12 protein-coding genes and 1 other RNA gene (1 of these 13 only partly in view) are annotated in these 13,793 nt (G+C 48.8%); 12 read left to right on the forward strand and 1 reads right to left on the reverse strand.

What is annotated here, in order from left to right; translation table 11 throughout:
• Positions 1 to 37: 37 nt before the first annotated feature.
• Positions 38 to 1,186 (reverse strand): S8 family peptidase, encoded by a 1,149-nt coding sequence (locus BJP58_RS20490; protein WP_194540352.1) that lies wholly within the window; start codon positions 1,184 to 1,186, stop codon positions 38 to 40.
• Positions 1,187 to 1,552: 366 nt separating this feature from the next.
• Between BJP58_RS20490 and rpoE the strand changes: the two genes are divergently transcribed.
• The 12 genes from rpoE to recR all read left to right on the forward strand — a co-directional run.
• Positions 1,553 to 2,119: a DNA-directed RNA polymerase subunit delta gene (gene rpoE, locus BJP58_RS20495; RefSeq protein WP_194540353.1), complete on the forward strand. Its 567-nt coding sequence runs from the start codon at positions 1,553 to 1,555 to the stop codon at positions 2,117 to 2,119.
• A 699-nt stretch (positions 2,120 to 2,818) separates the two neighbouring features.
• Positions 2,819 to 4,420, forward strand: coding sequence for a CTP synthase (locus tag BJP58_RS20500; protein WP_194540354.1), 1,602 nt, complete (start codon positions 2,819 to 2,821; stop codon positions 4,418 to 4,420).
• Positions 4,421 to 4,691: 271 nt separating this feature from the next.
• The gene (locus tag BJP58_RS20505; RefSeq protein WP_071222332.1) at positions 4,692 to 5,084 is read left to right on the forward strand and encodes a response regulator; all 393 of its coding nucleotides are present in this window, start codon (positions 4,692 to 4,694) and stop codon (positions 5,082 to 5,084) included.
• A gap of 174 nt (positions 5,085 to 5,258) precedes the next feature.
• Positions 5,259 to 6,113: a class II fructose-1,6-bisphosphate aldolase gene (fba, locus tag BJP58_RS20510; protein ID WP_071222333.1), complete on the forward strand. Its 855-nt coding sequence runs from the start codon at positions 5,259 to 5,261 to the stop codon at positions 6,111 to 6,113.
• Between the two features lie 314 nt (positions 6,114 to 6,427).
• Positions 6,428 to 7,687: a UDP-N-acetylglucosamine 1-carboxyvinyltransferase gene (locus tag BJP58_RS20515; RefSeq protein WP_194540355.1), complete on the forward strand. Its 1,260-nt coding sequence runs from the start codon at positions 6,428 to 6,430 to the stop codon at positions 7,685 to 7,687.
• A gap of 151 nt (positions 7,688 to 7,838) precedes the next feature.
• Positions 7,839 to 9,167 carry a transcription termination factor Rho gene (gene rho, locus BJP58_RS20520; protein WP_071222335.1) on the forward strand — a complete coding sequence of 443 codons (1,329 nt, stop codon included), beginning with the start codon at positions 7,839 to 7,841 and terminating at the stop codon, positions 9,165 to 9,167.
• A 32-nt stretch (positions 9,168 to 9,199) separates the two neighbouring features.
• Positions 9,200 to 10,477, forward strand: a complete 1,278-nt coding sequence (locus BJP58_RS20525; protein WP_194540356.1) for a radical SAM family protein — start codon at positions 9,200 to 9,202, stop codon at positions 10,475 to 10,477.
• Positions 10,478 to 10,654: 177 nt separating this feature from the next.
• Positions 10,655 to 10,852, forward strand: a complete 198-nt coding sequence (gene rpmE / locus BJP58_RS20530) for a 50S ribosomal protein L31 (protein ID WP_006207505.1) — start codon at positions 10,655 to 10,657, stop codon at positions 10,850 to 10,852.
• 117 nt (positions 10,853 to 10,969) lie between these two features.
• Positions 10,970 to 11,236: signal recognition particle sRNA large type (gene ffs, locus BJP58_RS20535), an RNA gene on the forward strand.
• 293 nt (positions 11,237 to 11,529) lie between these two features.
• Positions 11,530 to 13,245, forward strand: coding sequence for a DNA polymerase III subunit gamma/tau (gene dnaX, locus BJP58_RS20540; protein WP_194540357.1), 1,716 nt, complete (start codon positions 11,530 to 11,532; stop codon positions 13,243 to 13,245).
• 40 nt (positions 13,246 to 13,285) lie between these two features.
• On the forward strand, positions 13,286 to 13,597 hold the full coding sequence (locus BJP58_RS20545; RefSeq protein WP_009595540.1) for a YbaB/EbfC family nucleoid-associated protein: 312 nt from the start codon (positions 13,286 to 13,288) through the stop codon (positions 13,595 to 13,597).
• 25 nt (positions 13,598 to 13,622) lie between these two features.
• Positions 13,623 to 13,793: the beginning of a recombination mediator RecR gene (gene recR, locus BJP58_RS20550; protein WP_071222338.1), read on the forward strand. Its footprint extends 429 nt past the window's final position; only the first 171 of its 600 coding nucleotides appear in the window; it begins with the start codon at positions 13,623 to 13,625; its stop codon lies off the right edge, out of view.

The raw sequence follows: 13,793 nt of genomic DNA on the forward strand, positions 1-13,793 counted from the left end.
CAAACGAACTTTCTTTTGTAACTACTGAAGAATCAGTCTATAATTTCATGCCCTCGCGCAAAAATTTCAAGGCATTTACCTCTCCATCGGAGACGCTGTATCCTTTTTTAAGCTTAAGGGGAGAGGAGGTGCGTCGCAGCAGGGCCTTAATGGTAGCCGTTTTTTTCAGGTCAGGCTTTTGCGCAAGCAGCAGGGCGATCGCTCCGCTGACGTGCGAAGTCGCCATAGAGGTGCCGCTCATCTCGTGGTATTTTCCTTGCAGCCAAGCGGACACGATTTTATCTCCAGGTGCATAAATATCGACAAATTGCCCACGATTGCTAAAGGAGGGGATCTTCCGGTTGCGGTCGGTAGCTCCGACGGATATGGTTTGAGGATAACGGGCAGGATAGTCCGCGGTACGACGTTTGCCGTCATTGCCGGAGGAGGCTACAATAATGACGCCTGCTTGGTTGGCCTTGCCTACAATATCCAGCAGCGTACGGCTTCGGGTCTGCATACCGAAACTCATATTAATGATATCGATCTCGGCCCGCACGCACCAGTCGATGGCCAGAATGATGTCCGACACAAAGGCGGATCCGTTGTGATCAAAGGCTTTGACTGGATACACCACAGATCTTGGAGCAACGCCAATCATGCCCTGCGTGCTGTTCGCAGCAGCGATGGTACCCGAAATATGTGTTCCGTGTCCGTTGTCATCGTATGGCGGTATGTTTCGGTGGACGAGATTAATCCCTCGGGTCAGCGAATACTTCAGATCGGGGTGAGCGAAATCCACCCCGGTGTCGATAACCGCAATCTTCATGCGGTGTCCTGTCGAGATCGACCAGGCTTGAGGGGCTTTGATTTGCTTGATACCCCATGGGATCCCGGTTAGCGTTCCAATTGTCCCTTGTATGGCTTGGATATGAACCTGGTCATCCTCTTCTACCATCAGTTCATTCCGGAACTCCGCTTCAAACTTCGCGGTTTGGGGAGCTGGAGCGATGATGGTTTGGGTAAGCGGCGAATAGCTGACTGAACTCGGAAAACGCCTTTTCCAGACAAGTCGCATCCATTCGCGGATACATTCCTGGTACAGCTGAGGGTCATGAAACGTGAGGAGCCGCCGGTTCATTTCCCGGACGTTCCGCATAGGGTTCGTCTCTGTAAGTAGTGATTGCATGATCCGGGTGTAATCCATATGTGGCAATCTCCCTTCTCGATGAACCGTTGCTTCAGTATTGTATGAACCGGGGAGAGTGCCCGAATGGGATGTTGCCCTTTTTCCGGGAAATAGGCCCTGTTTACCGTGTCAAAGCAGCAGGGCTAACATAAGATACATGGAGGGAACATCAAGGTTCTCTTATCTAATCCCGTAAGGAGTCGATCCTTGGGGCGGATACAGTCAGAAGACGGGGACAATTGTCTCCGTCTTTTTCCTTTTGGCATCTGATGGGTAATGGCGCAGAAAAACTTGATTTTTATTTCCAAATAGGTTTTACTTAGTTTTGATAATGGATATGTTGAGGGTATAACGTGAAGATTGTGTGAGAGGAAGTGTGCGTTAGTGAGTAATCCGCTCAATTTAAAGATCGATCCGGAGAAGATTCAGGAAATCCCAATGGTTGACCTGGCTTTTATGGTTCTGAAGGCGGCGAATACGCCGTATTATTACCGTGACCTTATGAATGAGGTGGCCAAGCTTCGCGGCTTTACGGAACAGGAAATTAACGAAACGATTGCCCAGTTATATACCGAGATCAATATAGACGGACGTTTCGCATGTGTAGGAACGAATCTGTGGGGACTAAAACGCTGGTATCCGCTGGAGAAGTCCGAGGATCCGATTGCGAACGCCAAGCGTCCGCGGATCATCAACGATGAAGATGATGATGACGATGACTTCACCGATGAAGAGGATACTTATAGCGGTGACGATGTCGAGGAGGATTTCGACAGCATCGATGAAGAAGATGATGATCACGACGATCTCTTCCCGGATGATGACGATGCCGACGATGAAGTAGACGAAGAGGTTGTTCTGGATGATGACGAATTGGAAGACGAGGATTCCGAATCCGATGAGGAAGATGATCTGGAAGATGAGGCATTTGAGGAAGACGATAAGGATTAATCCCTCATGCAGCAGGGACTTTAGCACTTGTCTGAGCTGATTATGACGGTGTTTTACATTGTCAGCCGATTGGGGAATTTTGAGGTTGCTTCTTCTCTTGACAAGCAGACAAGGCACAGAGTAAACTATTGCTTGGGCTTATGATTGTGGATTAAATATGTTTAATATAAAAGTGCCCCGTTATTTATTCGGGGTCACTTTTTTTGTTTTTAAGGCTCAGAAAGTGTAAACGACGCTAGCTTCTGGACCTAATAACGCAAGAGAAGCACCTTATCAAAAGCGGTCTGTCTTCTGGAAGTTTGTCGATAGACATTTTTTCTTTGGACTGTGGAGGCATCCTTCCTGTAGGGACTGGACTTTCATGGTCTCTTGCAGTGAGTATTCCGCCGGTAGGGGACATCTTCTGCTAAACCTTATGTCAACTAAGATTCAAGTTTGCAGTTGTTTAAGATGAGGTATGGAAACCGCTCGTCTTGATGCCTCATAACGTATGCCGTGTTAAGCAGCTCGACATGATATGAGGATCATTTAAGCGTCAATATATGCGGTTTGTAATAGGTCGGAGGTCAGCTCGCTCACCATTTTTGGAAGCGAGCGATGCTTTTTTGTTGGTCCCTCTGATGAATCAGGGGAAAACGGGTTAGGATAAACATCATATGTCGCCTGAAGTTATGGAGATTATATAGGAGGGTTTTTACAGTGACAAAGTATATTTTTGTAACAGGCGGGGTCGTGTCATCTCTTGGTAAGGGAATTACCGCCGCTTCGCTCGGTAGATTGCTTAAGAACAGAGGGCTCAAGGTAACGATTCAGAAATTCGATCCGTACATTAATATAGATCCGGGCACCATGAGTCCTTACCAGCATGGCGAAGTATTCGTTACGGACGACGGTGCGGAAACCGACCTGGACCTGGGACACTATGAGCGCTTCATCGATATTAACCTGTCGAAGAACAGCAATGTGACAACAGGGAAAGTATACTCATCTGTTATCAGCAAGGAACGTCGGGGAGAATATTTGGGCGGTACCGTGCAGGTAATCCCTCATATTACGAACGAAATCAAGGAGCGCGTGTTCCGTGCAGGCCGTGAAGCGGGTTCGGATGTGGTTATTACCGAAATCGGCGGAACGGTCGGCGATATCGAAAGCCTTCCTTTCCTTGAGGCGATCCGTCAAATTAAGAGCGACGTTGGCCGTGAGAACGTGATGTATATTCATGTAACCCTCATTCCATATATTAAGGCAGCCGGTGAAGTAAAAACGAAGCCGACTCAGCACAGTGTAAAAGAACTCCGCAGTATCGGCATTCAGCCGAATGTTATCGTGTGCCGTACGGAGCATGAGCTTTCAACCGAGATGAAAGCAAAAATCGCGCTCTTCTGCGACATCGATCCTAACGCGGTTGTAGAATGCCGCGATGCCTCCTCGCTGTATGAGGTACCGCTGAATTTGCGTGAAGAAGGTCTTGATGAAATTGTTGTCAATCATTTGAAATTGACTACCCCTGCGCCGGATATGAGCGAGTGGGAAGATCTGGTGGAGCGTGTATCCAAACTGGAGAAGACCGTTGAGATTGCGATCGTTGGTAAATATGTCGCACTGCACGATGCTTACCTCAGTGTTGTTGAATCCCTGTCTCATGCAGGCTTTGATGCTAATGCTGACGTGAAAATCCGCTGGGTGAATGCCGAAGAGATTACGGCAGACAACGTGGAAGAGGCGTTGAGGGGCATTGGTGGTATCCTTGTACCGGGTGGATTTGGAGATCGGGGTATCGAAGGTAAGATCAGCGCGATTCGTTATGCCCGTGAGCGCAACATTCCATTCTTCGGTATTTGTCTTGGGATGCAAGTGTCTGTTATTGAATATGCCCGTTCGATTGTCGGTCTGAACGGCGCGAACAGCTCGGAAATTGATCCGGCTACCGAATATCCAGTCATCGACCTGCTGCCTGAGCAGAAGGATATCGAGGATCTTGGCGGAACGATGCGTCTGGGTCTGTATCCATGTAAGCTGGTTCCAGGATCGCTTGCAGAGTCCTGCTACCAGGACGAGCTCGTTTATGAAAGACATCGCCACCGGTATGAGTTCAACAACCAGTACCGCGAAGATATTGAAAAAGCAGGTCTGCGCATATCCGGTACTTCTCCGGATGGACGTCTGGTTGAAATTGTAGAGCTGCCAGGACACCCTTGGTTCCTCGCCGTGCAATTCCATCCGGAATTCACTTCCCGTCCGAACCGTCCGCAGCCGCTGTTCCGTGAATTTGTAAAAGCCTCGATCCAGCATCAGGCATAATGAGAAGAGCCTCTTTTGAAGAGGCTCTTTTTTGCGTAGAAATCCATTATCATAATGACAGAGAGGGCAAGCTAACCTTCAGAGCGGATGTCCGGAGCTGTCGATTCACATACAACAAATTCGTACATCTTTTTTTCTTACTTTTTTTAGGATAGGAAGGAATTCGACATCTACAGGCGAATACAAATAATGGTCGGTTATGGGAAAGTTAGGAACTTTCGAGTTTGCATATACTCATTATACGAATTTATGTATCGGGGAGGTTAGAAGGATGAGCAAGGAAAGCAAACACAAAGTGTTGATTGTGGATGACCAGAATGGTATCCGCATCCTGCTTGTGGAAGTGTTCAGCAGTGAGGGATATGAGACGTTTCAAGCGGCGAACGGCAAGGCGGCACTTGAAATTGTGAAGATGCATGCTCCGGATTTGGTGCTGCTGGATATGAAAATTCCTGGAATGGACGGGCTTGAGATTTTGAAGCATATAAAACAGATGAATCCGGACATTAAGGTGATCATGATGACGGCCTATGGAGAGCTTGACATGATCAAGGAAGCAACCGATCTTGGTGCGTTGATGCATTTTACCAAACCCTTTGATATTGACGAGATGCGTCAAGCCGTTAATATGCAGCTGAAAGGGACCGCCAGTAATATCGGTTGAATGATGAATTCTGCTCAAAGGGCGGAATTCTTTTTTTTGCCAGAATGTGAGCTCCTTCGCAGCATTTTAGGAAATGCTTGTTTAGTATTTATGACGCGATGTGGTATAATAAGTCCGTATGTTATATCGGCTAAAAACCATAGACAAACTAAGCATCTATAGGAGGATGAAACCATGCCATTAGTATCAATGACAGACATGCTGAACAAAGCACTCGAAGGTAAATATGCTGTTGGTCAATACAACATCAACAACCTGGAGTGGACATATGCGATTCTTGAAGCGGCTGAGCAAGAGAAATCACCGGTAATTCTTGGTGTTTCCGAAGGGGCAGCTCGTTATATGGGTGGATTCAGCACCGTCGTACACATGGTAAAAGGCTTGATGGAGGACCTGAAAGTTACGGTTCCTGTTGCCATTCACCTTGACCACGGTTCAAGTGTTGAGAAATGTAAAGAAGCAATCGACGCAGGATTCACTTCGGTTATGATCGATGATTCCCACAGCCCGATTGATACGAATATTGCAACAACGAAACAAGTCGTTGAGTATGCTCATGCTAAAGGCGTTTCCGTTGAAGCTGAAGTCGGTATGGTCGGCGGACAAGAAGATGATGTTATCGGTGACGTAATGTACGCGAAGCTGGACGATTGCGTTCGCATCGTGAACGAAACAGGCATCGACACATTGGCACCTGCGCTTGGTTCTGTTCATGGTCCTTACAAAGGCGAACCAAACCTTGGTTTCAAAGAGATGGAAGAGATTCGCAATGCTGTGAAACTTCCGTTGGTGCTTCATGGTGGTACAGGCATTCCGACGCATGACATCAAGAAAGCGATCTCCTTGGGTACTTCCAAAATCAACGTGAATACTGAGAACCAAATCTCGTTCTCTAAAGTTGTTCGTGAAGTGCTTGCTGCTAAACCGGAAGCTTACGATCCACGCACATTCCTGAAACCAGGCCGTGAGGCAATCAAGGAAACCGTTGTTGGCAAAATCCGTGAGTTTGGTTCCAACAATCAAGCTTAATTATTCATAGTTAAGTCGCTTGTAGTTCTAGTGGCTACGACATGACGATTGGAATCACCTAAGATATTTAGGCTGTCTTATGCTGCATACAATGAAATGGAAAGCACACCGCGTAGCCGGTGTTTTTCCATTTCATTTATTAAGATATCAAAGTACAAGCGGGTTGTGAGCTTCACAACCGGATCATCGAGAACAATAAGAAACGCTAAATGCGGTCTGTCATCCTTAAGGAACGTCGATAAGACGTTTTTCTTGTATGACGGCCATCAGAACCATTTCCGGCTGCGAAGTGATGTAGGGGGACCCGAAAGCTTATGGAAAAATTGATGATCAGCGGTGGACGCCCACTGCGAGGTACTGTAACAATCAGTGGTGCCAAGAACAGCGCGATTGCGTTAATTCCCGCCGCAATTCTGGCGGAATCGGAAGTCGTACTTGATAATTTGCCGCTTCTCAGCGATGTGGCTGTTTATGCTGAGATCTTGGAAGAATTGGGCGGGCAAGTTTCATGGGAAGGCAATCAGATGAGAATTGACCCTTCTGATATCAAATCTATTCCGATGCCTAACGGACCCGTTAAGAAACTGCGTGCGTCCTACTATATGATGGGCGCCATGCTTGGAAGATTTAAAGAAGCCGTGATCGGCCTGCCGGGCGGCTGTAATTTTGAACCTCGTCCCATCGACCAGCACATTAAGGGTTTTGAAGCGCTTGGCGCAACCGTCACCAATGAACACGGTTCGATTCATCTGCATGCTAAAGAGCTGCGAGGCGCGAAGATCTATCTGGATGTGAGCAGTGTTGGTGCAACGATTAATATTATGCTGGCGGCTGCTAAGGCCAAAGGCTCCACAATTATTGAAAATGCGGCGAAAGAGCCTGAAATTATAGATGTTGCAACACTTTTGAATTCCATGGGAGCTGTCATTAAGGGCGCCGGAACGGAAACGATCCGGATCGAAGGCGTAACCGAGATGCATGGCTGCCGCCATTCCATTATTCCAGACCGGATTCAGGCCGGTACATATATGATTGCTGCCGCAGCTACTCGCGGTGATGTTCTGATTGACAACGTCATCCCGAAACACCTTGAAGCCCTCACTGCCAAGTTGATCGAGATGGGTGTTGGTATTGAGGAGCTGGACGAAAGCATCCGCGTGATCGGTAAGGACCGATACCAGCATGTGGACGTGAAGGCGCTTGTATATCCTGGATTTGCAACGGATTTGCAATCACCAATGACCAGCCTGCTTACCCAAGCGGAAGGCGTCAGTGTCCTTAGTGATTTTGTATATAGCAACCGATTTAAACATGTTCCGGAGTTAGTTCGCATGGGTGCCAAGATCCGCGTGGAGGGACGCTCGGCCATTATAGAAGGTGGTCCGCTGAACGCAGCCAAGGTCAAAGCGACCGACCTGCGCGCAGGTGCGGCTCTTGTGATTGCGGGACTAACCGTACCCGAAGGGGTGACGGAGGTAAGCGGCGTAGAATTCATTGATCGCGGCTATGACCATCTGGTATCCAATCTGCGCATGCTGGGTGCCGACGTATGGCGTGAGACCGAGGAAGAATGATTTTTTACCAAAATGAGGGAAATGTGTGGTTGAAACTGCATATCTCCCTCAGATTTGGGTAATGCTCCTAGTAAAGCTCTCATAGAATAATAGACTACATGACAGCAGGATTGCTGTGACAGAAACAAATAATTGAATAGGTGGTTATTGAATGGATTTACAAATAGCCGATTTGGAAGGCATGAAGCTGACGGATCTGTATAAGCTGGCCAAAAAGTATCAGATTCCTTATTATGGCCAGTTGAAGAAAAAAGAATTGATATTTGCCATTCTCCGGGCGCAGGCCGAACAGAGCGGCTTGATGTTCATGGAGGGCGTACTCGAGATTTTGCCGGAAGGTTACGGTTTTCTTAGACCGATCAACTATCTGCCGAGCACGGAGGACATCTACATTTCAGCCTCCCAGATTCGTAAATTTGATTTACGGACCGGAGATTTGGTTTCGGGCAAATGCCGGACACCTAAAGAGAACGAACGTTACTTCGGGCTGCTGCAGGTCAACGCCGTGAATGGTGAGAATCCTGCCGTCGCAGCGGAACGATTGCACTTCCCAGCCTTGACTCCTCTATATCCGCAAGAAAAGCTTGTTCTTGAAACATCCCCTAATCAGTTGTCAACCCGAATTATGGATCTGCTTGCACCTGTAGGTTTAGGACAACGCGGTTTGATCGTGGCACCGCCAAAAGCAGGGAAAACGCTCCTCTTAAAAGAAATCGCCAACAGCATCTCAACCAACAATCCAGAGATTGAACTGTTTGTTTTACTCATCGATGAACGGCCTGAAGAAGTGACGGATATGCAGCGTTCCGTTAAGGGCGAGGTGGTTGCTTCTACTTTTGACGAGCTTCCGGAGAACCATATTAAAGTGGCGGAACTGGTATTGTCCCGTGCCTTGCGGCTGGTGGAGCATAAGAAGGACGTTGTTATATTGCTGGACAGCATCACCCGTCTTGCGCGTGCATATAACCTGGTTATCCCTCCGTCCGGAAGAACCCTGAGCGGCGGTATTGATCCTGCTGCATTCCATCGTCCGAAACGCTTCTTCGGTTCGGCGCGTAACGTGGAGGAAGGCGGAAGCTTGACGATTTTGGCTACAGCCTTGGTTGAAACCGGATCGCGGATGGATGATATTATTTATGAGGAATTTAAAGGAACGGGCAATATGGAACTGCACTTGGATCGCCGCTTCGCGGAACGCCGTATTTTCCCGGCGATCGACATTCGTCGCTCCGGTACCCGGCGTGAAGAGGTGCTCTTGAACAAGGATGAACTGGATACCATTTGGGCGATCCGTAAAAATATGAACGACTCTGCTGACTTTGTGGAAGGATTCCTCAAAAAAATGCGTGACAGCAAGAATAACGCGGAGTTCTTGGCATCATTTGATGTGAATGCCAATAACGGCAGCGGAACCGGGACTCAGAGCCAGACAGCCAGACGTCCATCGCGTGCATCTGCAGCGACGGCACCTCAGAGCTAAGCCTGAATCAACCCGGAGAATAGGAGATCAACATGTATTTGGTTTATGCAGATGAGCAAGGGAACGTTTATGATCATTCCGAGCTGTTCGGGCTTGCCCGAAGCGGTGATATGATCGTTGAAATATTGGATGATGAATTGATACCTTTGCCAGAGGGAGCTACCCTGGTCGGGCTGCCGAGCACCCGAGCGATCGGGATGGATCCGGAGACCGGTGAAATGATGCCGCTTGAGGATGGGTATACCGCTGTCGGAGCGCTTTTGCCGCAAGGATATACCCGCTTGTGCTTGCCAGGGTACGTGAAGACGGACAAGGAATATAAGCTGCCGCTGTTTGGTTATTCGGCGGTGGTATGGAAGGATGGCGCCTTCTATACGACGGCGCGTTTGTCCGATGACCCTGAGAAGTGGAACCCTGTGAACTGCGATCTGAACGATCTTGAGCTTGGGGTTAAGACGCTGAAGGAGAAATATCCGGAGAATCGACTCTATGAGCATCTGTCTAACTGTGCATTAGGATATGAATGCCTGACGGCATCCAACACCTTCCTGAATCGCTGGGAAGGCGCTGTTCCCGTATCTTATTCCTGCAATGCCGGTTGCTTCGGTTGTATATCGGAACAGCCGGATGACAGCGGCTTTGTCGCGCCTCAGACCCGCATGAACTTCCGTCCGAGAGTGGATGAGCTGGTGCAGGTCATGCTGGAGCATCTGAAGACACCGGAATCGATCATCAGCTTTGGCCAAGGTTGTGAGGGAGAGCCCTCCACGCAGGCGAAAATCATTATAGAAGCCATGAGAGAAGTTCGGGCGCAGACTGATATGGGCTACATTAATATTAATACCAATGCGGGACTGACCGATTTTATCCGCGGCATCGTGGATGCGGGTCTTGATCTGATGAGAGTCAGCACAATCAGTGCATTGGATGATCATTATAACGCATATTACAAGCCAAGGGGCTATACGCTGGCCAATGTGGAGAAATCCCTTCGCTATGCAACCGATCAAGGCGTGTATACATCCATCAACTATCTGATCTTCCCGGGCGTGACCGATCGCGAGGAAGAGCTGGAGGCTATGATTGAGTTTGCCCGCCGCACGGGCCTCAAGTTAATCCAGCTCCGTAATCTCAATATTGACCCTGAGAGCTATCTCGAGCTTATTCCGCCTGCGCAAGGTGAGATTCTGGGGATGAAGCAGGCTATTGAGATTATGCAGGAGGAGCTGCCGGATGTGGTGATTGGCTCCTATACGCATGTGCCGCCTCCGGGACAGGCAAGACCGAAGAAGAGACCTTCAATTATCTAGCAGAATCGTGCTGGCATTGCATGTGTTAAAATCAGGTTGAAATTCCAATTGTGGACTTGTCTGATGATTTGTGTATGGGCTATTGCGCATTCAATATGCTCGTGATATACTCCATTTATGTGTCCATATAACTCTGGGTCCGCATGAGGCTCAGGGCGGAAAGAGGTGAAAGCTACAATGAAACAAGATATTCAACCGAAATATCACGTTACTACAGTTACTTGTGCTTGCGGTAATACGTTTGAGACAGGTTCTGTAAAACCAGATCTTCGTGTAGAGATTTGCTCGAACTGTCATCCGTTCTTCACAGGTAAACAGAAATTCCTGGATGCTGGCGGTCGTGTTGATAGATTCAAGAAGAAATACGGTATCTAATAAACAAACCCTTCGCCCTTGTGGTCGAAGGGTTTTTGTCTGTTTACAGGGCTGGTGGAGTATGCAACTTCTTCCGTCGGTTGCTTTTTTGATAGCCATGCGATATACTAAAGTTCGCCGTGCTAGACGGGGAGGTAGCGGTGCCCTGTAACTCGCAATCCGCTGTAGCGAGGTTGAATTCCTGTTAGAGGTATTGTCGATGTGAGGCTGGTCCCTGCGCTCAACGTTGACGGTTGGGTCCTCCGCAATGAGCACTTGTGAACCTGGTCAGGTCCGGAAGGAAGCAGCCATAAGCAAGATCGCTTTTGTGCCGGAGGGGTGCCTAGCCCGAGTTGTTGCTCAGGATTGCCGCTCGGATCGCAATTATCAATAACAGGTGCACGGTATACATATCTGCACATAACACCTTTGCCATATTGGCAAGGGTGTTTTTTGTCGAGACGGCTATAGATTCAAGCTGATCCTTCATGTGCACTTTGGATAAAGATTTCCAAGTAAACGTTTTGCTAAGGCAGGGGAAAGTAGTATAGAATGTAGTATAATATAACCGTTAAACTCACGCCTTTTGGGCTGGGATTGACCATGAATGCAATAGTAAAGCACGCGAAGATCGGGCTTAGTATAAACCTTAGGGTTCTCGATCTCGTGAAGTGGAAGTTGAAAGAGGGTAAAGCACAGTGGAACATATCGCGTTATATCGTGCTTGGCGACCACAGTCGTTCGGCGACATGGTGGGCCAGCAGCATATTATCCAGACCCTGCAGAATGCCATTCGCGAGCAGCGGGTTTCCCATGCCTACCTGTTCAGCGGTCCACGGGGTACAGGCAAGACCAGTGCCGCTAAAATTTTGGCCAAAGCCGTGAACTGCGAGCATGGTCCGGCTGAGGAACCCTGCAATGAATGCGAGGCCTGCCGGCGTATAACGTCCGGAGCCGTCATGGATGTTCAGGAGATCGATGCTGCATCCAACCGCGGCGTCGAGGAAATCCGTGATTTGCGGGAGAAAGTCAAATACGCACCGACCGAGGTGCGGCGTAAGGTTTATATTATCGATGAAGTACACATGCTGACGACGGAAGCGTTCAATGCCTTATTGAAAACGCTGGAGGAACCGCCGGCACACGTGATGTTTATACTAGCGACAACAGAGCCGCACAGGCTTCCGGCAACGATCATCTCACGCTGTCAACGGTTTGACTTCCGTAGAGTTTCCTTGGACGAACAAACCGGGCGTCTGGAGCAGATTTGCGGAGAAGAAGGCATTACGGCAGAGCATGAAGCGCTGCAGTATATCGCACGTCTGTCGGATGGCGGTATGCGGGATGCACTGAGCATTCTGGATCAGATTGCTTCCTTTACCGGAGGTACGGTATCTTACCAGCAGGTCATGGACATGACGGGCGGCATTGCCTCGGAGCAGTTTGGCCGTCTGGCCAGTGCTGTGAAACAGGGGGATGCCGGACTTGTGCTGCAGATTGTGGAGCAATTTATGCAGGAGGGAAAAAGTGCAGATAAATGCATGGAGAATCTCCTGTATTATTTCCGCGATTTGCTCATGATCAAGATGGTTCCAGGCGCTGACAAGCTGACCGACCGGGTTTTGAATCCGGCAGAGTTTCAGGAGATGGCAAATGCCTTCAGCCGAGAGGAACTATTTCAAATGATTGATACGCTGAACCGGTATCAGAGTGAGATGAAATACGCCTCGCAGCCGCAAACTCTGTTTGAGGTAGCGTTGCTCAAGCTCTCCGGTATAACCCAATCTGCGGGTGGGGCCTCAGCTGCCCATAGTACGGCCGATGCAGGTGAACTCGCTCAGCTGAAACAGCACGTAGCCGCACTTGAGAAGAAGCTGGAGCGACTGATACAAAATGGTGTTCCTGCATCAGGTCAACGCGAACCGGCCAAGTCTACCCGTACACCGGCACCGAAAGCAGCTTCATCAGCCAAGATTCCGCAGCATATGGATCAGTATGTATCTTGCCGAACCGGGGAGGATTTTACCTCTGTTCAACGGCAGTGGGCCCAAATTCTGCAGAACGTGAAAGAGGAGAAGGTAACGGTCCATGCATGGCTGATGGATGGTGAGCCCGTGTCCGTATGGGAAGACAAGGTTCTTATCGCTTTTAAAAACAACATCCACCGCGAAACCACGGAGAAGCCTGCCAATAAACAGGTGATTGAAGGGGTTCTTGAGTCAACGCTTGGCAAGCCGTATCATCTGGTTACCATGATGCTTCGTGATTGGAGTGACGCGGTAGAAGGAGTGGGCAAGCCTCAGGCAGAAGAACTTAAGCTTGAGCACGAAGAAGCGGAGGCCGGTGGGGAAAAACCATGGATTGATGAGGCCATCCAGTTGTTTGGAGAAGACCTCGTTGTCATAAAAGACTAGCACGTCCCTACGTGCACCCTATTATAAGGAGAGATGAATCATGAATAATATGAACCAAATGATGAAGCAAGTGAAAAAGATGCAGGAGCAAATGCTCAAGGCTCAGGAAGAGCTCGCTACGAAAACCGTTGAAGGAACTTCCGGCGGTGGCGTGGTTACCGTGGAAGCGAATGGTCATAAACAAATTTTGTCCATCAACATCAAACCTGAGGCGGTTGATCCGGATGACGTGGAAATGCTGCAGGATCTGGTATTGACTGCGGTTAACGATGCTCTTGCCAAGGCTGAAGAAATCGCAAATGCTGATATGGGCAAATTCACAGGCGGCATGAAAATTCCGGGCTTGTTCTAATCTAACCTAGAAGGAGTAGTTACATTTGTACTATCCTGAACCGATCGCGAAGCTCATCGACGCCTTTACGCGACTGCCGGGTGTGGGGCCGAAGACGGCCGCCCGCCTGGCTTTTCATGTTCTGAACATGAAGGAAGATGACGTTATAGATTTTGCCAAAGCGCTAGTCAGTGTCAAAAGGAATCTGCACTACTGC

The sequence above is a fragment of the Paenibacillus sp. JZ16 genome, assembly GCF_015326965.1.
Taxonomy (GTDB): Bacteria; Bacillota; Bacilli; order Paenibacillales; family Paenibacillaceae; genus Paenibacillus_AQ.

Coding starts and splice junctions, on each gene's coding strand:
- fba (WP_071222333.1), top strand. CDS start 5,259: ATGCCATTAGTATCAATGACAGACATGCTGAACAAAGCACTCGAAGGT.
- BJP58_RS20545 (WP_009595540.1), top strand. CDS start 13,286: ATGAATAATATGAACCAAATGATGAAGCAAGTGAAAAAGATGCAGGAG.
- BJP58_RS20525 (WP_194540356.1), top strand. CDS start 9,200: ATGTATTTGGTTTATGCAGATGAGCAAGGGAACGTTTATGATCATTCC.
- rho (WP_071222335.1), top strand. CDS start 7,839: ATGGATTTACAAATAGCCGATTTGGAAGGCATGAAGCTGACGGATCTG.
- rpmE (WP_006207505.1), top strand. CDS start 10,655: ATGAAACAAGATATTCAACCGAAATATCACGTTACTACAGTTACTTGT.
- BJP58_RS20490 (WP_194540352.1), bottom strand. CDS start 1,186: ATGGATTACACCCGGATCATGCAATCACTACTTACAGAGACGAACCCT.
- BJP58_RS20505 (WP_071222332.1), top strand. CDS start 4,692: ATGAGCAAGGAAAGCAAACACAAAGTGTTGATTGTGGATGACCAGAAT.
- BJP58_RS20515 (WP_194540355.1), top strand. CDS start 6,428: ATGGAAAAATTGATGATCAGCGGTGGACGCCCACTGCGAGGTACTGTA.